The sequence below is a fragment of the Agromyces badenianii genome (assembly GCF_003070885.1).
GTDB classification, from domain to species: domain Bacteria; phylum Actinomycetota; class Actinomycetes; order Actinomycetales; family Microbacteriaceae; genus Agromyces; species Agromyces badenianii.
In genome coordinates this window covers 43,948-65,703 of record NZ_CP028913.1, presented here as the reverse complement: position 1 = coordinate 65,703, position 21,756 = coordinate 43,948, and the positions used below count along the sequence as shown (strand labels likewise).

Sequence of the window (21,756 nt, the reverse complement as noted above, 5' to 3'; positions counted from 1 at the left end):
TCTCGTTTGTACTGACTAGTCAGTTTAGAACGCAGAAGCAGAGAATGGCAACTCGGCGACTCGGCGACTCGGCGGCTCGGCGGCTCGGCGGCTCGGCAACTCGGCGGTCGCGGCCTACTCGAGCTCGCGCAGCCGCGCCGCGACGCCGCCGCCCTGGTTGGTGCGGCGCTCCGATCCCACCGCGATCGCGAGCAGCACCGCGCCCGCCGTCGCGAGCGTGATCCACCACGGCATCGCTCCGACGGCACGGTCGACCTGCGCCGAGAACACGACGATGTTCTCGATCGGCAGCACCGCGAGCCCGAGCAGGAAGGGGGCGGCGAGCTTGCGTGACGAGCCCACGAGGATGGCGACGAGGGCAAGCGCGATCACGAGGATCGGCCGGTACAGCTGCGGGTCGGTGCCGGTGGCGAGCACCGACGGCAGGAATGTGAGCACGATGCCGGGAGCGAGCAGGAACCAGCTGCCGCTGAAGCCGATCGGCCACGAGTTGAGCGAGGGGCGCGCCGGCATCGCGGCCGGCGCCGCCGGTCGCATGGCGATGATGCCCGCAGCGAGCACGGCGAGCCCGAGCGGCAGCGAGAACACCTCGACCCGAAGGTCGCGTTCACTCCAGCCCTGGACCCCGGTCACCCAGGCGAGCGCGTAGATGAACCAGAACGGCGGCAGCACGGGTCGCGCCCGGCGCGCGAGGGCCACTGCGGCGAGCGAGAGGGCGAGCAGCAGCGCCATGAGCACCCAGAGGGTCCAGATCGCGAACCACTCGCGCCTGATCGCCGTGATCGGCCCCGCGACGAGGAACAGCAGCGCCGGGGCGAACAACCACCTCGTGCCGAGCAGCCACGCGTCGAAGCTCGCACCGGCGCTCGTCGCGCCATCGTGCAGCAACCACACCGCGGCGACCGCGAGCACGACGCCCGCGAGCGTGAGGCCGAGCACCGGGAGCATGACGAGGCCGGAATCGGCGAGCGCCACCACGTCGCGCTCGAGACCCCAGCGCACCGCCTGGATCGGCGCCGCGGCCGCCGCGAGCAGTGCCGCCGCGAGCACGGGTACGCGAAGCATCCGCGCCTTCGATTCCGTCGCAGAGCGGCCCAGGGCCCAACCCGCCGCGAGCAGGGCGATGGATGCCGCGATGAGCGCCGCGGTGCGCCACGCGAACGCCCCGGGCTCCGTTCCCCATGCGGCGAGCAGCACGAGCGAGGGCACGAGAGCGCACGCGAGCCCGGTCGCGGCGAGCGCGAGCCCCCGCCCGCGACGCGCGACGAGGATCGCGCCGACGAGCGCCGCGGCGAGCGCCGGCGGCAGGGTGTGGGGCTCCACGACGTCGATGTCGAGCATCGCCCACACGCACCAGAGCGCGCCCGTCCAGCTCGCGGCGGCGAGCCACCAGCCGTAGCGGCGGCCGGCGACGATGCGGGTCGCCGCGAAGCCGAGACCGAGCACGACCAGCACGGCCATCGCGGTGCCCGGTCCGGCGGCATCGCGCACGAGCGCGAGCTGCACCGCGATCGCCGCGGTCACGAGCGAGGAGATCTCGATCCACAGGCGCACGGATGCCGCGGTGCCCGCGTTCTGACCACGAGCCACGAGCGCCGCCTCGACGGCCTTCGTCGCGGGCAGCACGGTCGCGACGATCACGGCGATGATCGGCAGCACCACGGGTGAGCCGCTGACCTCGAGGAACTCCGAGCCGAGGCAGACGGCGACCACGGCGAGCGAGGGCACGAGGATCGCGGCCGCGGCGGAGCGCACGAGGCGGTTCAGGCCCGGGCGCCGGGTGAGCACGAGCGCGAGGGCGAGCAGGAACGTGACCCCGGTCGACAGCGCGGTCCAGCCGTTCGGCTCGCGCAGCACGGTGGCGACGCCGATGAGGAACGGCACGGCCGTCACGACGAGGATCGCGTACCAGGAGCGCGCGTCGACCCGCCGCACGAGCGTCGCGGCGAGCGCGCAGAGCGCCGCGGCGGTCGTGGTGAGACAGAGCACCGCGATCGTCACGACACCCACCCGGTCGAGCGCCGTTGCGAAGATCACGAGCGCGTAGGCGTACGCCGCGCCGACGTGCAGCACTCGCGCGCCCGCGGCGATCGGGCGGGCGATGACGAGGATCGCAGCGACGATGACGACCCCGACCGGCACGGTGATGGCCGGGTCGACCCAACTGAGCAGGGCGGCACCGATCAGTGCGACGTGGGCGAGCGCGATGAACGGCGCGCGGATGCTCGCGCGCACGCCGGTGAACGGCGACCACGCCACGAGCACCGCGGCGGTGGCGGCGACGCTCACCGCGATGCCGACCACGGCGCCCGCGAGCGGCACGAACGCCGGCCAGCCGACGAAGGCCGCGGCTGCGAGCGCGCCGATCCAGAGCGCGAGCTCGAGCACGCCGACGGGGAAGCCGGAGCGGGTCCCGGCCCACTCCACGCGACGGGCGCCCGCGGCGAGAAGGGCGACGCCGAACGCCGCCGCGAGGAGTCCGAGCACGGCGGCCAGCGCCGCATCGGCCGGCGGGGCGAACGATGCCACGTCTGCAGCGGTGAGGTCGGCGGTCACCCTGTCTCGGAACGGCGCGAGTCCGTCGTCGAGGAACGCCACGGCCACCGAGCCGAGTGCGCCGAGGGAGATCATGACGGCGGGCAGCGCAGCGGCGAGGCCCACGGTCAGGGTTCCGGCCTGCAGGGCGCGAGCGCGCACGACTCCCCCGGCTCCGAGGAGCCCCGACGCCCCCACTGCGAGCGCTGCGGCGAGGGGCATGAGCGTCGTGAGCCACACCGCATCGAGGTTCACCGGCGCGAGCGGAAGCACGACGAGGGCCGCCGTGCCGAGCGCGCCCGCGGCGAAACTCCAGAATCTCGGCAGTCCGTTGCGGGCCGCGAGGGCGGCCAGCACGGCGAGCAGCGCGAGGATCGCCGCACGCACGAGCACCGGGCTCTGCACCTCAGCCAATGGGAGGACGGCCAGTTGCGCGAGCACCACGACGGTTGCCAGCACCTGCACGACCGTGAGCGTCACGCGATCGGTTCGCAGCACCGTGCCGAAGCGAGGAGCTGCGACCCGCACGAGCTGCTGGGCACCCAGAGCGACCGCGATCAGGCCGAGATGGCCCCACGCAGTCGCCCACCCGCCGGCGGCGTAGCCCAAGAACGCCGGCACGAGGGTGAGGCCGACGAGCGCCGTCCACCACCAGCTTCGGATGCGTGCACGCCACCCGACCACGAGCATCACGACGGCGGCGACGAACGTGCCGAGCGCCGCGAACGCCCAACCGCTCACCGCAGCGGGCGCGAGCTCCGAGAAGGCCCACACGTCGAGGGCGACGAAGACCATGCCGAGCGCACCGATCGCCTCCGCCGAGAACCGCACGCCGCGGCGCCGGAGCACCCAGGCGCCGCCGAGGAAGACCGCCGTGACGACGGCGATCACCGCCGTGCGCATTCCGAATCCGACGTCGGGGTTCAGGAACGTGAAGACGATCGCCGCGACCGCGAACAGGCCCGCGCCGGCGACGGCGAGCACGGACTGCACGCTCAGCTGCGAGGTCGCGGTCGGCACCGCGGCATCCGCTCGCGGCACGGGCGCCACGCGGGCCCCGGTGCGGCGCTCGGAACCTGCGGGCGACGGCACGGACGCTCCGGCCGCCGCCCGCACCTGCGCGGCCGTGGCCGGTGACGCCGTCGGCAGCGCCGCGATGAGCCGCTGCCGTTCGAGCACCGCCTCGGCGGCGCGCTGCGAGGCACCCCACACGAGCGCACCTTCGGCGCCGCGCAGGTCGGCGCGGCACGACGGGCAGATCGCGCTGTCGCGCATCTCGGCGTCGCACCGCGGGCAGATCGTCGAGGCCAGCAGGTATCGGGCCGCCTGCTGGTTCCATGCGCTCACCATTGGCGAAGTCTATTCACGCCGGCCACCGACACGCCCGGCTTCGGGGTCGCGCTCGGCGCCGAAGACCGAGACGAGTCGTGTGCCCCGGGGAACACCTGCCGGCGGCGTTGCGTCGACCGCGGCATCCATTGCGCGCCGTCGCCGTTTTGCACACGGAAGCCGCGCATGACGCAGGAATCGTGAGGTTTTTTTGCAGTTCGGCCGCGGTATGTGAAACTCTCCTCTGGCCCGCCGGCGTCCCGGCCGCGCCGAGTCGAAAGGGACATCCGGATGCACCGCAACGAACCCGCCCGCGGGTCCAACGCCGACCTCACCGCCGAGCGCGAACCCCGCGACCCCGCGACGCGCATGCACTCCACCTCCGACGAGACTTCGCACCTCGTCGACCTCGTGCTCGCCTACTCGCGCCGGCGCATCCTGAGCGACGACACCCCGCTCGACAAGCCCGTGTCCGAGGCCGAGCTGCGCCGCCTCGCCGGGCGCACGATCGACGAGCAGGGCATCGGGGCGGCCCGCGCCCTCGCCCTCTTCGAGCACGTGCTCGCCCCGGCGTGCATCACGACCGACCACCCGCAGTACCTCTCCTTCATTCCGACGGCGCCCACGAAGGCGGCGACGGCGTTCGACCTCGTGGTCTCGGCGAGCGCCCTCTACGGCGGCTCGTGGCTCGAGGGCGCCGGCGCCGTGCACGCCGAGAACGAGGTGCTCTCGTGGCTCGGCCGCGAGTTCGGCCTGCCCGCCGGCTCGGGCGGCGTGTTCGTGCAGGGCGGCACGCTCGGCAACCTCTCCGCCCTCGTCGCGGCGCGCGAGCACGCGCGGCACCGGCTGAGCCAGGGCGAGACGGATGCCCCGGTGCCCGCCCCGCCCGGTGGTCGCTGGAAGATCGTGTGCAGCGCCGAGGCCCACTCCTCGATCGCGTCGGCCGCGCGCGTGATGGACGTCGACGTGGTGCCCGTGACCCCGGCCGGTGATGGGATGCTGCGGGGCGACGACGTGCGGGCGGCACTCGAGGAGCACGGGGCATCCGTCTTCGCCGTGGTCGCGACCGCCGGCTCGACGAACTTCGGCATCGTCGACGACCTCGCCTCGATCGCCGAGCTGAAGCGCGACTTCGAGTTCTGGTTCCACGTCGACGGCGCCTACGGGCTCGCGGGCATGCTCTCCCCGCTCGCGCGGCACCGCTTCGCGGGCGTCGAGCACGCCGACTCGGTGATCGTCGACCCGCACAAGTGGCTCTTCGCTCCGTTCGACGCGTGCGCGCTCATCTACCGCGACCCCGAGATGGGCCGGCGTGCGCACACCCAGCACGCGGAGTACCTCGACACGCTCACCGAGGGCGGCGACTGGAGCCCGTCGGACTACGCCGCGCACCTCACGCGGCGTGCGCGCGGGCTGCCGCTCTGGTTCTCGCTCGCGAGCTACGGCGGCGCCGCGTACCGCGAGGCGATCTCGAGTTCGCTCGCGCTCGCGCAGCGCATCGCCGACGAGATCGAGTCGCGTGCGGGCCTCAGCCTCGTGCGGGCGCCGCAACTGTCGGTCGTGGTGTTCGAGCGCGAGGGCTGGACGAAGGCCGACTACGACGCGTGGTCGGCGCGGCTGCTCGACGAGCAGCGTGCGTTCGTGACGCCGAGCTCGCACGCCGGGCGGCCGAACACGCGGTTCGCGATCGTGAACCCCAACACGACGTTCGAGCACCTGGTGGCGATCCTCGACACGATGTGAGACCACATCATTGAACTCTTCGGTTCAGTGTCGTACACTGAACCACATGGTTCAGCAACAGACATCCGATCCGGCGCTCCTCGACCGGGCCTTCGCGGCCCTCGCCGATGAGACGCGGCGCGGCGTCCTGACCAGGCTCGGCTCCGGCGCAGCCACGATCACCGAGCTCGCCGCACCGAGCGGCATGACGCTCACCGGCATCCGCAAGCACGTCGACGTGCTCGAAGCCGCCGGCCTCGTCACGACCGAGAAGGTCGGCCGTGCGCGGCAGGTCAGCCTCGGCACCGAGCGATTGGACGACGCCATGGCGTGGATCACCTTCTACCAGCGGCTCTGGGAGCGTCGCCTCGACGGTCTCGATGCCTACTTCACCCTCACGAAAGGAACGGAATCATGAGCGACACCGACACCAACGAGACGATCGGGCTCCGGCTCCAGCGACAGCTCCCCGCGTCACCCGGCGAGGTCTTCGACGCCTACACCGACGCCGGGAAGCAGAAGATCTGGTACTCCATCCTCGACGACGAGCCCGGCGTCGTCGAGATCGAGGTCGATCTTCGTGTCGGCGGCACGCAGACCGCCGTCTGGGGGCCCGACCGCGACACCCTGTTCCGCGAGGTGCAGACCTTCCTCGAGATCGATCGCCCGCACCGGCTCGTCACCGAGTCGACCGGCAGCGGGCCCGACGGCGCCGCCATGACGACGCACGTCGTCGTCACCTTCGAGCCGAACGACGGCGGCACCCTCATGACGGTCGAGCAGACCGGCTTCCCGACACCCGAACTGCGCGACTTCTTCCAGACCCAGGCCTGGATCGGCGCGTTCGACCGCATCGAGGCGTACCTCACCCGCGGCTGAACACCCGGGCAGCGGGCGTCGCGCGGGTGCACCGCGGGCGCCCGCGCCGCCGTCTCAGACGTGCGCGACGGCGATGTGGGCCGCGAGCGCGCTCGTCGGCGCGACATCGGCGAGCGCCGCGGCACCGTCGAGCGGGTGCGCCTCGCCGAGCCGGACCTCGGCACCGGGGAGCCTGGCGCGAATCGCGGCGACGAACTCTCGCCCGAGCACCTCACCGAGGAACAGGCCGCCGACCCCGCGAACCCGCGAGTCGGGCACGCCCAGTTCGCCGACGCGGCGAAGCCCGGCGGTTGCGGATGCCGCGAGCTCGCGCGCCCCATCGGTCACGATCGCCTCGGCGACCGCGTCACCGGCCGCAGCCGCGTCAGCCACCGCACGCGCGTACGACGCGACGCGCTGCACCCGCCCCGGGTCGCCCTGGAGCTCGATGTAGGCCGCCTCGAGGTCGGGAAAATCCGCGCGCACGACATCGCTCAGTGCGGTCGCGTCGCCGCGGCCGTCGTGGGCGCGCATGACCGCCTCGAGTCCGGCCCGACCAAGCCAGTACCCGCTGCCGGCGTCGCCCATGATGTAGCCCCACCCGTCGACCCTGGCGATCTCGGTGGCGCCGACGGCGAGCGTCACGACACCGGTGCCGGCCGCGACGACGACTCCGCGTTCGTCGCCGAGCGCACCGAGGTAGGCGGTGATCGAGTCGTGGGCGAGGTGCACGCTGCGGGCGCCGATCGGCGTCGCGGCGGCGAGCAGGTACCCGGCGTCGGTCTCGTCTTCGGTGAGCCCCGAGACACCCAGCCCGATGCGTTCGGCCGTGCGACCGCCCTCATGCGCCTGCGCGACGATGCGGGCGAGCTGCGGCAGCAGCGGCAGGTCGGTGCGAATGCCCGGAGCCGACCATTCGCTCGAGCCCGCGGCATCCGTGTGCCTGACCTTGATGCCGGACTGGCCCGCGTCGATCGCGAGCGTGCTCGTCGGATTCACGCGTGCGACGCTACCAGCTGGGTCGCGTCGTGGAACCGACCGGGCGCCGCGGTCACCCGGGGTCGCCGCCAGCTCGGTGCTGGTAATAATCCGTCCATCCCTCGGGGTTGGTGTCGCGTGAACTCGGACGAACACTCATGTTCAGTGCGCACGACCAGACGTTCGATGGCGGCGGGTGCCGAACCCTGCATATTCAGAACCGGTCGTTTGAAACGCGCGTCGCCATTGGGCACTTGGGCCTACGCTGGCGACCATGGACGCCCGCCAGACGACGCATAGCGAGTCCCGACAAGAAGTGAATGATCCGGTGTACCGGGTGAACTACTGGGAGCGGCCTGCTCCTGGCTTCGGATGGAATCTCGATGCGTGGACTCTTAGCGGCACCGCCGACGTTTTGGAGGCCATCCGGTGGGCCGAGGACCACGCAAAAGAGCGACGATTCGAGCTATTCGCGGAGGTGGAACCTGAGCCCGCTGGCAACCATCCGCGCGAGACGACTTTGGTGCGTCTCGCGGGAACCGACCCGAATGCTTCTCCGGCTGGGTAGACCTCAAACGATCGGTACCGACGACGCTTACGCACTGTCGATTCTGGCGGCGACTACTCGCTGTCGATTCTGGCGGCGACCCAAAGTCGGCGCCTCGAAGGATGTCAGCAACCGGCCGACGCACAGACGCGCGCCTGCCCGATACCTTCGGGGCATGGATATGTTCAGCCTCTTCAGTGTCATCTACATCGTGGTCGCGCTCGCGGCGGTCGTCGCGCTCGCCTGGCTCGTCATCGCGGCGATCCGGGCACTCAACGCCTACACCGACGGCCAGCGCGCGCGCACGGCGCTGCTCCTCGCTGAGGCCGCCGCTGACGATCTCATCGCCCCGGGCCACACACCGGCCGGCTGAACCAGACCTGCCCGACCGGTCCTCACGCTGATGTTCGAGAGTCGGAACGATCGGTGGTGACACACGTCTCTGCCGGCTGCGACTAGGAGGGAAATCCATGAGGCTCTAGCGTGATCTCATGGAGAGTATCGCGGCGTTCGGCTCAGCGGTTCTCGTGGCCGCACTTCTCGGTGCGCTCATGCTGATCGCGTACCTGAGCTACCGACTCTTATCCACCCTCGTAACCGTGAATCGGGCCGCACGCCAGGCACTGGCCCGGGCTCAGCGCGAGAGACAACTCGTTGAAGAGCTTCAAGACGAAGGCTTCTCTTCGGCTGACGCCGAAGAGGCGGTGCGTTCCACCCGCACTTGAAACACGATGTCGAGTTCACGCAGGACACGCATTCGGTGACGGTTCTCGCCGGTGTGGGGCGGTGCCGGTGTACCGACCTCGGCTTGCCAGATGACGCGCAGCACATCGATCACATCGTCAGTGTCAGCGCTGGCCGCCTCTGCCTCCGCGACGAGATCGCGAATGCGCCGGACCACCGACCGAGGGAGGACCGCTGCCGAACTCGCCACACGGGTGCCCGCTGCAGTGCGGGTGACGACGAGCCTGTCTCGCTCGAGCATCTTGTATGCCTTCGCCGCGGTGCCGGGCGCAACTCCGAGGTCACTTGCGGTCTGTCGCATGGTCGGCAATCGTTCGCCGGCGCCGAGCTGGCCTGAGACGATCAGACCACGGAACTGCCGATAGATATCCAGTGCTGGACTCGCATCGTGCGCTCGGGCACTGGGAAGGCGACATGGTCATGGGTCGTCGCCCCTCGGCGGTGGCGACTCTGGTTGAGCGGCAGACCCGGTTCGTGCGGATCGTGCCCCTCCCGCACGGATAAAAGCCGACGCTGTACACCGGGCCATCGTCGAGGACCTCCGGGGCGTACCGCCAACGCTGCGGTTGTCGCTGACCTGGGACCGCGGCCGCGAGATGGCAGAGCACAAGAACTGGCCGCCGAGCTCGGCCAGGTCTGCTTCTGCGACCCACGGAGCCCATGGCAGCGTGGGTCGCATGAGAACACCAACCGCCTCCTGCGCCAGTACCTCGCGAACGGTGAAGACCTGAACCGGTTCTCGCTCCGGCAGCTCGACGACATCGCCGAACGGATCAAGACCCGACCGCAACGCGTCCTCGGGTGGGACACCGCAGCGGACCGCTTCCGCCCAGAACTCAGAACAGCTCACCAACGCACATAGGGATCCCTCACTGCGGTTTGGATACGCGTTCAGATCGTTCCTGTGAGTTGCTCGCCATTAGGGCCGTTGACCGAAAAGTGTGTTCCGGCAGGGCTGCCGCTGTCTGTCACTTCTCGAAGCAAATCGGCAACAACGGTCACGTCTGCTGACTTCGTCAGATCAGCAGTAATCATTGGCATCGACTCGGTGCGCTGCAACGCGGCGAGGTATCTCAACGAGCTCATGCGACCGACTTTCTCCAATGCGGTGACCAACTCTTCTGACGGCCAAGCTGAGGAGACATCGACGGAAAAGCGAGTGTTCACCTCGCCGGTCCAGGCCGCCATCACCGAGGGGACCTCGTCGCCGCCGGCACGCAACGCGTCTCGCAGCGTGGGCAGGATGGTCGTGAGCGTTGTTGACGGAGCCATTGATGCAAGCAATTTCGGTGAGTATGACGCCCCATCTACAGAGAGAACCCCGGGGACCGACCGAAGCGCGATCGCAGTGCGGACATTGCCGCCCGAAATCGCACCGAGCGTGGTTGAGGCGATGCCAGGGCCACCTGGTATACGAAGAGCGAGCCGTATCCTCTGACCGTGCAACTGTGCGTCGTCGAGGACTGGGGCGAGTGCGAACGGCAAGCCATTGATGTCAGCGGCTGAATCGGCGTCGACCGTCAGCTGGACGTACCACTCGCCTGGCTTGTCTTTCAAATCAACATCGTTGACCGTCGCTTTCGCCGAATGGACGCCGCGAAGTTCCTCCACAGATGCGGCGAGGTCCGCCGCCGTTTGCTGTGATGCTTGTGGAGGTTCCGTGCGGAACGAGCAGGCTGCGAGGGTGAAAGTGGCCAAAATGAGGCACGTCGCGGCAACAACCAAACGCCGCTGATGCAGTCTGCCCGTTCTCATTCGCTCAGCCAACCCGCATTGGCTGCATGTATCCCGTGTTTCGATCCTGTGGATCGACGGATCGGCCGAAAGCACACATACGTCGAGCGTCAGCACCACGGATTGCGAGCGCGACCAATATCGTGGGCCTCAACTGCTAAACAATGACCAACCCCGGGACTGAGGTCATCCTCCACAACGCCGAGAAGTCACCTGGCCCCTAGCCGTCGTTGCCAGACGTTGCCGAGCGGTTCCTTGGCACGCAACGGCGTTCCATGCAACAAACGAGCCCCGACGCCGGACGTCATGGTGTGCGTGCTCCAGTGCTACCAATTGGCGCGCCCGGCGAGTAGTCGGTTGAGTCGCTCGTCGCTACGATCGACGCGACCCGAGTAATGCACTGGCCCATTGAGACCGCCTTCGTTTCTGACCGTCAAACAGCCCGCTTAGTCACGCAATCGCCCCGGTCGACGTTCCTTCCCCGAAGGGCAGACGATGAGGTGCTCGCCATCGATACCCATATGCAGCGCGGGACGGATTCTCGCCTCAATGGAGTACTGCCTGTTAGTTGATGATCTCGCCTCGCTCGTCGGCGCGGAGCGCTGCCAGCCGTTCTCTCCACGCCTGCAGCGCCTCGGGAGTCTGACGCGTCCAATCGGTGATCTCGCCAACGACCTTGAGCGGGGCACTGCTGCGGTACGAGCGGGTGGGGTTGCCGGGGAACCTCTTGTCGGTCACGTTCGGGTCGTCCTCGAACGGCCCGGTCGGCTCGACGGCGTAGACGCGCGGGGCACCGTCACCGGCCGCGAGTTCCGCAGCGAGTCCGGCACCGTCGAGGAGAGCGGTGAAATAGATGTGATTCATCACGACTTCGGGACGATAGTTCGACCGGAAGCCGGCCGTCAGGAAATCACCGTCTCGGAGATGGGCTTTCGTGCCGTGGAAGAACGGCCCCTCGTCCAGCGTTTGGCTCACTGCGACAGTGTAAGCAGACGACATCCGTCAGCACAGCGGCCACCGAACCGGATCTGCAGATATTCCTCGTCGCCTTGAAGGATCGATTGATGGCGCGGGCAGCGCGAGACGATCGCGCCTCGCGTCACTGCCGGGCGCTGCGTACGATCAGAAAATGGGGAACCTCAATGACGACCCGCCCCAACGCGAACCCGACGTTGCCCCTGAGAAGGAGCCGCCGTATCAGGCCCTCTTTCCGAACCTGGACCACATCTCGTCATCATCGTTCAGAAAAGGCACGGTCAGTCGCCAGCGCATCAATCGCGCGCTTGCCGTCATCGCGCTCATTCCTGTGGTGGTACTCGCGGTCATTCTCCTCCCCCAGCTCTTCAGCCGGTAGGTCGCTGAGTGCTCGAAGCCGATCGATGGGTGCCGAATCACGGCGTGGTCTGCCTACGCTGACACCACCATGAGCGCACCCATCGTCATCTCGGGCCCGGCGGCCTGGAATCGCATCGTCTACCTCGAGCACCTGCCCGAGCCCGTGCCGCACATGCAGTTCGCGCTCGACGATTACGAGACCGTCGGCGGCACCTCGGCCGGCAAGGCGCTCGGTCTCGCGAGCCTCGGCCGGCCCGTGCTGCTGCACACGCTCATCGCCGGTGATGACGAGGGGCGCCGCGTGCGAGGCGCGCTCGAGGCATCCGGTGTCGGGCTCGCGAGCCTGCCGGCCGCGCGCACCGAGAGCCATCTGAACCTCATGACGCGGCAGGGCGAGCGGGTCTCGCTCTACCTCAGCGCGCCCGCCGACCCAGGCACGCCGCCGTCGGCCGACCTGGCGCAGGCGATGGCGGATGCCCCGGCGATCGTGCTCGACCTCTCGGAGCGTTCCCGCGGGCTCATCGACGCGGCGCGCAGGGCCGGGTCGCCGATCTGGACCGACATCCACGACTACGACGGCAGCGCCGAGTTCCACCGGCCGTTCATCGAGGCGGCCGACTGGATCTTCATGAACGCCGACCGCATCGGCGCAGACCCCAAGCCGTTCATGGAGGAGTGCGTGCGGGGCGGGGCATCCGTCGTCGTCTGCACCCTCGGTGCGCGGGGCGCGATCGCGATCGATCGCGACGCCGACCCCGACCGCCGGCTGCGGCTGACCGAGGTCGCCTCCGTTCCCGTCGACGTGCTCGACACCAACGGGGCCGGCGACGCGTTCATGGCCGGCGTGCTCGACGCGCACCTGGCCGGCGCCTCGCTCGTCGACGCGCTCGGCGCCGGGGCGCGGCACGCGGCAACGGTGCTGACGACCCGGCACCTGCACCCGGTGCTCGACCGGGTGCTGGACGGCCCGGCCCAGCCGGCCTGACGCCCGGCGACGCGCCGCGCCGCGGGCGCACCTCAGCCGAGCGCGCGCCACCCGCTCATCGGTGCCACTCCGGCGCTCGCGAGCGTTCGGAGCACCGCCCTGGTGCGCGGAGCGGGCGCGACTCCCCCGGGCTCATCCGCGAGTTCCGCCGCCTCCGCCGCCACCGCCGCGGCGAGTCGGTCGAGCGTGCCCACGTCACGTTGCAGCGAGCGGCTGCCCGCGCGCGTGAGTTCGGTGAAGCCGAGCGCGAGGTGGCCGCGGTAGGAGTCGGGCTCGCCGTTCGGCAGCAGGCTGTGCTCCCTCGCGGTGAGCAGCGCCGGCCCGCGCTCGTCGGCCGCCGCCAGCACGGCACGCGGGTAGCGCGCCGCCTCGGCGAGCGCCGCGTCGAGCTCCGCCGGCCGCAGGAACGGCACGGCGGCGGGCATGACCGCCACCGAGCATGACCCCCAGGTGCGATGGATGTGTCGGCGCGCGAGCTCGATCGCGCCGCTGCGTGCGAGCGGCGTGGTCAGGAGCACCTGGCTCACGGCTGCCGCGTGCTCACTCAGCGTTCCGAGCCGGCGGTGCGCCGCGGCATCCGTCACGAGCACGATGCGGCCCACCGATGCGGCCGACGCGACCGCCTCGATCGTGTCGAGCGCGATCGCCGAGACGAGTGCCGGCGACTGCCAGGCGGGTCGCTGCTCGGGTTCCGGCCCGAAGAGCGGCACGATGACGGTCCAGGCGCGCGCTGATGCGCCGCTCAACGTCGCAACCGCGGGATGACGCTGCGACCGAACTCCGTGATCCACTCGCGCTGGTGCCCCACGACTTCCTCGGCCAGCTCGGCACGGCGGGGCAGCCCGTCGATCACGCCGGGCTGCTGCACGGCTCGCGACGCGGCGAGGCACGCGAACCGCACCGCATCGCGCATGACGGCGCCCTCGGCGAGCGCGACGGAGAGCGCCGCGGTGAAGCAGTCGCCGGCGCCCGTCGTGTCGACGGCCGTCGCCGGCACGGCGGGCACGCGTTCGACCGCCCCGCCCGCCACGAAGACCGCTCCCTCAGCTCCGAGGGTGAGCACTACGCGGCATCCGGTGCGCTCGGCGAGCTCGCGGGCGAGCTCCTCAGCCGAGGCATCCGGTGCGAGGTCGGAATCGCCGAGCAGTGAACGCGCCTCGTGCTGATTGGGCACGAGCACGTCGACGGCCTGCCACACGGGGTCGCGGTGGTCGAGCGCGGCGCTGACCGGTGCCGGGTTGTAGACGGTGCGCGCACCCGCCGCGGCGGCGCGTTCGAGCACGGCGCGGGTGAAGGCGTAGGGCGCCTCGTTCTGCACGACCACGGTGGAGTCCGCGGTGACCAGCCGACCGACGAGGTGCGCGTCGGTGGCGCCGAGCGCGAGCATGGCGCCGAGCGCCACCACGATGCGGTTCTCGCCGTCGCGCTCGACGAGTATCGTGCCGGTCATCGTGGGCAGGCCCGCGGGCCGCACCGGATCGGCCCGCACGCCCTCGCCCTGCCAGAGCGCGATGGCCGCTTCACCCGGGTGGTCGTGGCCCACGGCCGTCACGAAGTCGACGGATGCCCCGAGCCGAGCCGCCGCGACGGCCTGGTTCGACCCCTTTCCGCCGTGCTCGAACTGCACCTCGTCGGCGAGCAGGGTCTCGCCGGGGCCGGGCGCGGCGGCGAGCACGTACCGCGTGCTCCAGCCGTAGCTCCCGGCCACGACGAGGTGCGGCCCGTCACTCACGGACGGATCACCACCTTGTGCGCCGTCGGGTCGGAGCGCAGCGTCGAGAGCGCCTGCTCGAAGTCCTCGATGGCGAAGACGTGGCTGATCAGGCCTTCGGTCGCCACCCGGCCCGAGCGCAGCGCCGCGAGCGCCGCCGGGAAGGAGTCGATCTGGGCGAACGACCCGGTGATCGTGATCTCACGGCGGTACACGTCGAACGGGCTGAACTCAACCGTGTCCGAGGGGTCGGTGACGCCGTAGACGAGCAGCGTGCCCCCGTCGCGCACGTGGCCGAGCGCACGCTGGGTGACGGATGCCGCACCGGTCGCGTCGACGACGATGTCGAAGCCGTTCGGGGCGATCCTGCGCAGCTCGTCGTAGCCCGAGCCGTCGCGGCCGATGCGCACGACCTCGTCGGCGCCGAACCTGGCCGCGAGCTCGAGCTTGTGCGCCGACGGCGCGGCCACGGTGACGGTCGCCGCGTTGCCGTGCGCGAGGAGCTGGGCGAGGATCAGCCCGGTCGGGCCGGCGCCGATCACGAGGGCGCTCGAACCGGGCCGCGGCGCGAGCCGTTCGACGCCGTGGATCGCGCACGCCGTCGGTTCGGCGAGCACGGCCTGTTCGGGGTCGAGGTCGGAGGCATCGAAGCACCAGCGCGCCGGGGCGATCATGTACTCGGCGAATCCGCCCGGCCCGGTGACGCCGAGCGCGGTGAGCGAGGTGCACAGCAGGCGTTTGCCGCGCCGGCAGTTCTCGCACTCACCGCAGCCGCCGACGCCGGTCGCGACGATGCGCTGGCCGATCTCGAAGCCCTCGACCCCTTCGCCGATCGCATCGACGATACCGACGGGCTCGTGCCCCGGGGTGAGCGGGAACTCGGCGAAGAAGGTGCCGTCGTGCACGTGCAGGTCGGTGCCGCAGACTCCGGCCAGCTCCACGCGGAAGCGGATCTCCCCGGGTCCGGGAACGGGGTCGGGGATGTCGGTCACCTCGAACTCGGTCGGGGCGCTGTAGACCACTGCTTTCATGGTTCGTCTCTCTCGTGTCGTGATCGGTTCAGGCACCGGGGCCCTGGAGGACCTCGGCTGTCAGCCTCCGGGTCAGCCATTCACCGTGCTCGGGCGAGCCGGCGAGCTGACCGCGGTCGACGACGACCTCGCCGCGCACGATCGTGGTGAGCGGCCATCCGCGGGCGTCCCAGCCCTCCCAGATGCTGTAGTCGCCGTCGTGGTGCAGGTCGTCGATCGTGATCGTGCGCTCGACCGACGGGTCCCAGATCGCGAAGTCGGCGTCGGAGCCGATCGCGATCGCACCCTTCCTCGGGTACAAGCCGAGCACCTTCGCCGGCCTCGTCGAGAAGACGTCGACGAACTGCCGCAACGACATGCGCCCGGTCGCGACCCCCTCGGTGTAGGTGATGATGCCGCGCGTCTCGATGCCCGCGTGCCCGCCGCAGGCGGTCTCGATCGTCTTGCCGCCCACCTTCGTGGCGTAGTCGGTGGTGTACTCGTCGGTCGCGACGGTCGTCAGCGATCCGTCGATCAGGCCGTTCCAGAGCGCGTCGCGGTCGCGGTCCTCTTTGAGCGCGGGGTAGGTCTGGATTTTGCCCCCGTCTGGCTGCTTGTAGTCCTCGGCCGTGAAGCAGAGGTAGTTGTGCAGCACCTCGCCGTAGATCGGCTGGCCGCCCGCACGAGCGGCGGCGATGACCTGCGCGCCGCTCTCGCCGGTGACGTGCACGAAGTAGACGGCCGTGCCGTGCTCGCGGGCGAGGCGGCAGACCTTGTGGAAGGCGAGCTCCTCCGAGAGCGAGGAGTGCACGAGGTGGAGGTTGTACCACTCGTCGTGGTGGTCGTGCTTGAGCTTGGCCTCCATGTGGGTCACCAGCTCGTCGGACTCGGCGTGCACGAGCAGCATGCCGCCCGAGGCGCTCAGCACCTCCATGAGTTCGAGCAGCGGCCCGTCGTCCATCTTCACGCCTTCCTGCGCGGTGGTCACGCAGGTGGTGAAGGCCTTGAAGGTGGGGATGCCGGCCTCGACGGCGCGCCCGACGTTCTCGAGCAGCTTCGCCGACGGATTGCCGACGATGCCGGGGTGGAAGGTGAAGTCGACGTAGGACTTGCCCTCGAAGAGCTCGCGGCGGCGGGCCACGGCTTCGACGGGGTCGTCGCTGTTCAGGTCGTGCACGCCGAGGAAGGCGAAGGAGGCGACGGTCGTGGTGCCGCCGAAGGCCGCGGCGCGGCTGGCGCCCTCGGGACCCTGCAGCCACACCTCCTCGCCCTTGGTCCAGCCACGGTGGGCGGGTTCGAGGATGTGGGCGTGCGCCTCGACCCCGCCGGGCAGCACGAGCAGGCCGGTGGCGTCGATGTCGGTGCGGGCGGGGCCGAGGGTGCCCGCGGCGGCGAGCTCGACGATCCGGCCGTCGCGCACGCCGATGTCGATCGGCCCTTCGGTCTCGGGGGTGACGGCATGGCCGTTGCGGATGGCGAGGTCAAGCATGGAGGGTCCTCTCGATGTGGGGGGTGAGCAGCGGCATGACGGCGTTGGCCCAGGCGTCGGGCCGGTCGCCGAGCGAGCCGGGGGGTGAGTCGTTCGCGCAGTCGTGGCGCTCGGCGCCGGCTTCGGCGGCGGCGAGCACTCGGCCGGCGCATTCCTCGGGGGTGCCCGAGATGGTGAACCGGTCGATGAGGTAGTCGGCGACGCCCGACGAGCGGGCGAGCGCCCGGTACTCGGCGCGCAGCGACTCGGAGGGGTCGCCGTGCGACATGAGGTCGTAGGCGTTGCCGAGTTCGAGCACGCCCTCGACCATCTGCTCGGGGATGAACTTGCCGACGACGCCGCTGCGGGCGATGTGGTGGGCGAGGCTCGCGACGTGCCACAGGGCGCCCTCGCGGGCCTTCACGCGATCCGTGTCGACGTACCACGGCGCGGTGTACCACTGCTCGAGCTCTGCGGCATCGCGTCCGGCCTCGTCGGCGCCGCGTGCGAGCATGGCTCGGCACTCGGTGACCACCTCGGGGCTGACGCCGAGGCCGAAGATGACCCCGTCGCCGATGCGCCCCGCCATGCGGATGGATCGTGCGCCGTGCGCCGAGACCCAGATCGGAACCGGGTTGGCCGCCGGGCGCATGCGGAGTGTGCCGCCCTGCCACGTGGCGACGCCGTCGGTGAGCAGGCTCCGCACCGCCTCGACGTACTCCCGCAGCGCCTCGAGCGGGGCCGCCGTGCGCGCGAGGTTGTACACGCCGCTGTCGCCGGTGCCGATGCCGAGCACGACTCGGCCGGGCGCGAGCTCGTCGAGCGCGGCCGCGGCACTCGCCGTCACGACCGGATGGCGCGTGAGCGGGTTGGTGACCCACGTGCCGATGCGGATCCGCTCGGTGTGCTCGGCGAGCGAGGCGAGGGTGACCCAGGGGTCATGGAAGAGCGCGGGCGAGTCCCACACTCCGACACGGTCGTACCCGGCGCGCTCGGCGGCGCGACCGACGTCGCGCACCTCGCTGAGGTCGCTGGGGTTCATGCTGAATCCGAATTTCAGGTCCACGCTGCTCCTAAAACGTTTTTGCAACCATACGCCCGGAGCGGCCGTTGGTCTAGGGTCGGTTACGGAATGACTCCTCAACGGGCGCTGGAGGGTTGATGGCGAAGTCGCAGCGACCGACGATCGTCGACGTGGCGAAGGCTGCAGGCGTGTCGGTCTCCACGGCCTCCAATGCGCTGACGGGCGTGCGCCGGGTCAATGCCGATACGCGGGCCAAGGTGCGTCGCATCGCCGACGAGCTCGGCTACGAACCGAACCTCGTGGCCCGCTCGCTCGCGAGCAAGCGCTCGGGCATGATCGGCATCATCGTGCCCGACGTCACCGACCTGTTCCTCACCGAACTCGTGCGGGGCGTCGAGCGCGCGGTCGCCGAAGAGTGCCTCTCGCTCCTGATCGGCGACAGCGGCAACGATGCCGGCCGCGAAGAGCACTACCTGCGCGCGTTCGAGGATCGCCGCGTCGACGGACTCCTGCTGATTCCCACCGCGGGCACGAAGCTCGCCCGGCTCAACACGCTCGCCGACGCCGTGCCGACCGTGGTCGTCGATCGCGAGGTCTACGGCTGGACGGGCGACTTCGTCAGCTGCGACCACCGGCGCGGCGGCGAGATGATGGTCGACCACCTCGTCTCCCTCGGCCACACCCGCATCGCCCAGCTCGCGGGCGACCAGGAGCTCTCGAGCGCCCGCGCCCGCCACGCCGCCGTGCGCGCCCGCATGGCCGAACACGGACTCGCCGTCGTGACCGAGGGCTTCAGCAGCTTCACGATCGAAGACGCCGTCGACCAGGCCGAGCGCATCATCAACCGCGCGTCGACCTTCTCCGCTCTGTGCGCCGGTGACGACCTGCTCGCCCTGGCCGCTCTCGCCGAAGCGCATCGCAAGGGCATCGCACTGCCCGACGACCTCAGCATCGTCGGCTTCGACGACATCTCGTACTCGGGCATCTCGTGGCCGCCGCTCACCACCGTGCGCCAGCCGGTCGACCGCATCGCGATCGAGGCGACGCGTCTGCTGCTCGAGCGCAACGTCGGCCCGGGCCGGCACGTGCTGCTGCAGCCCGAGCTCATCGTGCGCGAATCGACGAAGGCGACCGGCTGACCCGTCGCCGCGGCATCCGCTCCTCGTGTCACGCGCTTGACAGACGAGCCCTGCGCGCGCTGTACTCGTGCAATAACGTTTTAGCAAAAAGGAGAGATCATGCAGCGTGGCAGTGCCCTTCTCAACCAGCAGCTGAGTGCCGCCGTCACCGGCCTGCGCTTCGGTGAGATCATCGTCATCGCCGACGCCGGATTGCCCGTGCCCGCCGGCGTGGCCACCCTCGACCTGGCCCTCACGAACGGCATCCCCTCGGTCGACGCCGTCGTGCGCGTGCTCAAGGAGGAGCTCGTCATCGAAGAGGTGATCATCGCGGCCGAGATGCGCAAGGTCAACCCCACCGTGAGCGCCACGGTCGACGAGGTGTTCACCGGCACGCGCGTGCGCGAACTGCCGCACGACGACATCGAGGAGCTGCTGCCGACCGCCCGGCTCATCGTGCAGACGGGTGAGACGACGCCGTACGGCAACGTGCTCCTGGTCGGCGGGCTCGACTTCTTCGCACTCGGCATGGCCGACGGCGACTGATCGGCGAGGAGACCGGCACATGAGGGCGTCAGAGCTCGGTCTGCAGTTCGGCAGCCTCGAGCGCGGGCGGCTGAACGCGATCACCGACGTACCGGGCGTGCTCGTCGGGCACAGCACCGTGATCGAGGGCGACGGCGACTTGCACGTCGGCCGCGGTCCGGTGCGCACCGGCGTCACCGTGATCCGGCCGCACGACGGCGAGCCCTTCAGCGAGCCGGTCTTCGGCGGCTTCCACCGACTGAACGGCAACGGCGAGTTCACCGGCATCCACTGGGTCGAAGAGTCGGGCCTCGTCACCGGCGACATCGCGCTGACGAACACCCACTCGGTGGGCGTCGTGCGCGACACCCTCGTCGACATGACCGCCACGCGCCTCGGTTCGCGCGGCGACGAGTGGTTCCTGCCGCTCGTCGGCGAGACGTGGGACGGCGTGCTGAACGACATCGTCGGGCAGCACGTCACCCCGCGCCACGTGCGCGAGGCGTGGGGGTACGCCCACAGCGGCCCGGTGGCCGAGGGATCGGTCGGCGGCGGCACCGGCATGATCTGCCACGGATTCAAGGGCGGCATCGGCACGAGTTCGCGGGTCGTCGCCATCGGCGGCACCGAGTACACCGTCGGCGTGCTGCTCCAGGCCAACCACGGCCGCCGTGAGCGCCTCACCATCGCCGGCGTGCCGGTCGGCCGGCTCATCCCCGACGCCGAGGTGCCCGTGCCCCACTCGGCTCCGGGCCAGGGCGCCGGATCGGTGATCGGCGTCATCGCGACCGACGCACCCCTGCTCCCCCACCAGTGCCGTCGCCTCGCGCAACGCGCGGGCCTCGGCATCGCGCGCTGCGGCGCGGTCGGCGAGCACTCGAGCGGCGACCTCTTCCTCGCCTTCTCGACGGCTTCCCGCGGCAGCATTCCGCCCGACGACGGGCACGATGGCCGGGCCGACCGGCTCACGCTCGATGCGCTCGCGAACCGAGCCGTCGGCCAGCTCTTCGACGCCGTCGTCGACGCCACCGAAGAGGCCGTCGTCAACGCCATGCTCGGCGCGACCACGATGACCGGTCGCGACGGTGCGACCGCCCATGCCATGCCCCACGACCGCCTGCGCGAGATCTTCGACACGGATGCCTCACCCGAGCGCATCCCGCAGGAACGCTGACGCCGAGGCGATCGCCGCATCCGACTCGGGCAGCAGCCCGGCGAACAACTGCCAGACGTGGAACGCGTGGCGCCACTCCTCGACCACCACCGGGGCGTGGTCGGGGGCCTGCTCGGCGAAGGCCTCGATCGACGAGGCGAGCAGCTCGTGACCGCCGTACTGCACGAGCAGCGGCACGCCCGAGAGTGAGGCGGCGCCGACGGTCGCCGCCGTCCTCCGCGGCACCGCCCGCCCAGGCCAGGGCGGCAGCAATGCAGGCGCGCCGGGCCGGGCCTGACGGGGGCGACGGGGCCGGCGCACATCGCGGCGCACCGACGTCAGCATCGCCTCGCTCAGCATGGGGTCGCGCACCTCGCGGCGTTCGTCGGCGCGCGCGTCGAGCGTCGTCAGCGGGCAGAACAGCACGACGGCCGCCGGCCTCGGCTCACCCTGCAGGGCGAGCTGGTCGAGCAGCGCGAGCGCGAGGTATCCGCCGGCCGAATCGCCCGCGAGCACGACGCGCGCGTCGGGTCGCAGGGTGCGAAGTGCGCGGTAGCTGCGGGTCACGCTCGCGACCATCTCGTCCATCGTGGCCTCGGGGGCGAGCGGATAGGCGGCGCTCGCGATTTCGAGGCCGCTCGCGACCGCGAGGTGACTGGTGATCGAGCGCGCGGTCGCAGGCGAACCCACGCGGAAGCCACCGCCGTGCAGGTAGAGGATCACGTCCCGGCGCGATGCCGGCCGTGTCGGGCGGATCCACTCCGACCCGGGCTCCGGCATCTCGGTCGTCGGCTCGACGACGACCTCGCGCGCGACCGGCAGCCGGGCCGCCCACACTCGGAACGACCAGCGCTCGTCGCCCAACTGCGTCGGGGGCGAAGGCATGGGCGTCGGCGTGGGCGTCGGCACCTCGAGGGTGCGCCGCAGCCGCAGGAACTCGTCGCTCGGCGGCACGCCGTGAACTCGTCGCTCGACCATGG

21 protein-coding genes are annotated in these 21,756 nt (G+C 70.6%); 10 read left to right on the top strand and 11 right to left on the bottom strand.

Going from position 1 to position 21,756, the window contains the following annotated elements; genetic code table 11:
• Window positions 1-114 precede the first annotated feature (114 nt).
• A complete protein-coding gene (locus DCE93_RS14475) occupies window positions 115-3,885 on the bottom strand; it encodes an SCO7613 C-terminal domain-containing membrane protein (protein WP_168186143.1) in 3,771 nt (1,256 codons plus the stop codon).
• 348 nt (window positions 3,886-4,233) lie between these two features.
• Between DCE93_RS14475 and DCE93_RS00315 the strand changes: the two genes are divergently transcribed.
• Genes DCE93_RS00315 through DCE93_RS00305 form a run of 3 tightly spaced genes read left to right on the top strand, consistent with a single transcriptional unit; the run spans window position 4,234 to window position 6,465 of the window.
• On the top strand, window positions 4,234-5,607 hold the full coding sequence (locus DCE93_RS00315; RefSeq protein ID WP_244284308.1) for a pyridoxal phosphate-dependent decarboxylase family protein: 1,374 nt from the start codon (window positions 4,234-4,236) through the stop codon (window positions 5,605-5,607).
• 46 nt (window positions 5,608-5,653) lie between these two features.
• A complete protein-coding gene (locus DCE93_RS00310) occupies window positions 5,654-6,004 on the top strand; it encodes an ArsR/SmtB family transcription factor (protein WP_108594135.1) in 351 nt (116 codons plus the stop codon).
• Complete coding sequence (locus DCE93_RS00305) at window positions 6,001-6,465, top strand: SRPBCC family protein (RefSeq protein WP_108594134.1); 465 nt, start codon at window positions 6,001-6,003, stop codon at window positions 6,463-6,465. The genes DCE93_RS00310 and DCE93_RS00305 overlap by 4 nt, the downstream gene beginning before the upstream one ends.
• 54 nt (window positions 6,466-6,519) lie before the next feature.
• Here the strand turns inward: DCE93_RS00305 and DCE93_RS00300 are convergent, their stop codons facing one another.
• Window positions 6,520-7,443 (bottom strand): BadF/BadG/BcrA/BcrD ATPase family protein, encoded by a 924-nt coding sequence (locus DCE93_RS00300; RefSeq protein ID WP_108594133.1) that lies wholly within the window; start codon window positions 7,441-7,443, stop codon window positions 6,520-6,522.
• Window positions 7,444-7,696: 253 nt separating this feature from the next.
• Between DCE93_RS00300 and DCE93_RS00295 the strand changes: the two genes are divergently transcribed.
• Both DCE93_RS00295 and DCE93_RS00290 read left to right on the top strand, forming a co-directional pair.
• Window positions 7,697-7,990 (top strand): hypothetical protein, encoded by a 294-nt coding sequence (locus DCE93_RS00295; RefSeq protein ID WP_205647445.1) that lies wholly within the window; start codon window positions 7,697-7,699, stop codon window positions 7,988-7,990.
• Between the two features lie 154 nt (window positions 7,991-8,144).
• On the top strand, window positions 8,145-8,342 hold the full coding sequence (locus DCE93_RS00290; RefSeq protein ID WP_146184897.1) for a hypothetical protein: 198 nt from the start codon (window positions 8,145-8,147) through the stop codon (window positions 8,340-8,342).
• Window positions 8,343-8,633: 291 nt separating this feature from the next.
• Here the strand turns inward: DCE93_RS00290 and DCE93_RS00285 are convergent, their stop codons facing one another.
• The 3 genes from DCE93_RS00285 to arr form a co-directional block, all read right to left on the bottom strand.
• Complete coding sequence (locus tag DCE93_RS00285) at window positions 8,634-9,056, bottom strand: GntR family transcriptional regulator (RefSeq protein ID WP_244284307.1); 423 nt, start codon at window positions 9,054-9,056, stop codon at window positions 8,634-8,636.
• A gap of 548 nt (window positions 9,057-9,604) precedes the next feature.
• Window positions 9,605-10,564: a cupredoxin domain-containing protein gene (locus DCE93_RS14365; protein WP_146184896.1), complete on the bottom strand. Its 960-nt coding sequence runs from the start codon at window positions 10,562-10,564 to the stop codon at window positions 9,605-9,607.
• 447 nt (window positions 10,565-11,011) lie between these two features.
• Entirely contained in the window at window positions 11,012-11,446 is a 435-nt protein-coding gene (gene arr, locus DCE93_RS00280) for an NAD(+)--rifampin ADP-ribosyltransferase (RefSeq protein WP_420836958.1), read from the bottom strand.
• Between the two features lie 130 nt (window positions 11,447-11,576).
• Between arr and DCE93_RS00275 the strand changes: the two genes are divergently transcribed.
• Together DCE93_RS00275 and DCE93_RS00270 are read left to right on the top strand one after the other, a co-directional pair.
• Window positions 11,577-11,801 carry a hypothetical protein gene (locus tag DCE93_RS00275; protein ID WP_108594129.1) on the top strand — a complete coding sequence of 75 codons (225 nt, stop codon included), beginning with the start codon at window positions 11,577-11,579 and terminating at the stop codon, window positions 11,799-11,801.
• Between the two features lie 69 nt (window positions 11,802-11,870).
• A complete protein-coding gene (locus DCE93_RS00270) occupies window positions 11,871-12,767 on the top strand; it encodes a carbohydrate kinase family protein (protein ID WP_108594128.1) in 897 nt (298 codons plus the stop codon).
• A 32-nt stretch (window positions 12,768-12,799) separates the two neighbouring features.
• On the opposite strand, the gene DCE93_RS00265 is transcribed toward DCE93_RS00270, so the two are convergent.
• Genes DCE93_RS00265 through DCE93_RS00245 form a run of 5 tightly spaced genes read right to left on the bottom strand, consistent with a single transcriptional unit; the run spans window position 12,800 to window position 18,022 of the window.
• A complete protein-coding gene (locus tag DCE93_RS00265; RefSeq protein ID WP_108594127.1) occupies window positions 12,800-13,513 on the bottom strand; it encodes a hypothetical protein in 714 nt (237 codons plus the stop codon).
• Window positions 13,510-14,499 carry a ribokinase gene (locus tag DCE93_RS00260; RefSeq protein ID WP_108594126.1) on the bottom strand — a complete coding sequence of 330 codons (990 nt, stop codon included), beginning with the start codon at window positions 14,497-14,499 and terminating at the stop codon, window positions 13,510-13,512. Before DCE93_RS00260 ends, DCE93_RS00265 begins: the two co-directional genes overlap by 4 nt.
• Window positions 14,496-15,509 (bottom strand): zinc-dependent alcohol dehydrogenase family protein, encoded by a 1,014-nt coding sequence (locus DCE93_RS00255; protein WP_108594125.1) that lies wholly within the window; start codon window positions 15,507-15,509, stop codon window positions 14,496-14,498. Before DCE93_RS00255 ends, DCE93_RS00260 begins: the two co-directional genes overlap by 4 nt.
• A 28-nt stretch (window positions 15,510-15,537) precedes the next feature.
• On the bottom strand, window positions 15,538-16,977 hold the full coding sequence (locus tag DCE93_RS00250; protein WP_108594124.1) for an amidohydrolase family protein: 1,440 nt from the start codon (window positions 16,975-16,977) through the stop codon (window positions 15,538-15,540).
• Window positions 16,970-18,022 carry an LLM class flavin-dependent oxidoreductase gene (locus DCE93_RS00245; RefSeq protein ID WP_108594123.1) on the bottom strand — a complete coding sequence of 351 codons (1,053 nt, stop codon included), beginning with the start codon at window positions 18,020-18,022 and terminating at the stop codon, window positions 16,970-16,972. Before DCE93_RS00245 ends, DCE93_RS00250 begins: the two co-directional genes overlap by 8 nt.
• 95 nt (window positions 18,023-18,117) lie before the next feature.
• Here DCE93_RS00245 and DCE93_RS00240 point away from each other — a divergent pair, with 95 nt between their 5' ends.
• The 3 genes from DCE93_RS00240 to DCE93_RS00230 all read left to right on the top strand — a co-directional run bounded on the left by DCE93_RS00240 (window position 18,118) and on the right by DCE93_RS00230 (window position 20,797).
• On the top strand, window positions 18,118-19,119 hold the full coding sequence (locus DCE93_RS00240; protein ID WP_108594122.1) for a LacI family DNA-binding transcriptional regulator: 1,002 nt from the start codon (window positions 18,118-18,120) through the stop codon (window positions 19,117-19,119).
• A 99-nt stretch (window positions 19,120-19,218) separates the two neighbouring features.
• On the top strand, window positions 19,219-19,644 hold the full coding sequence (gene rbsD, locus DCE93_RS00235) for a D-ribose pyranase (RefSeq protein ID WP_108594121.1): 426 nt from the start codon (window positions 19,219-19,221) through the stop codon (window positions 19,642-19,644).
• A gap of 19 nt (window positions 19,645-19,663) precedes the next feature.
• Complete coding sequence (locus tag DCE93_RS00230) at window positions 19,664-20,797, top strand: DmpA family aminopeptidase (RefSeq protein ID WP_108594120.1); 1,134 nt, start codon at window positions 19,664-19,666, stop codon at window positions 20,795-20,797.
• Here the strand turns inward: DCE93_RS00230 and DCE93_RS00225 are convergent.
• Window positions 20,768-21,754 (bottom strand): alpha/beta hydrolase, encoded by a 987-nt coding sequence (locus DCE93_RS00225; protein WP_108594119.1) that lies wholly within the window; start codon window positions 21,752-21,754, stop codon window positions 20,768-20,770. The genes DCE93_RS00230 and DCE93_RS00225 overlap by 30 nt on opposite strands.
• Between the last annotated feature and the right edge of the window lie 2 nt (window positions 21,755-21,756).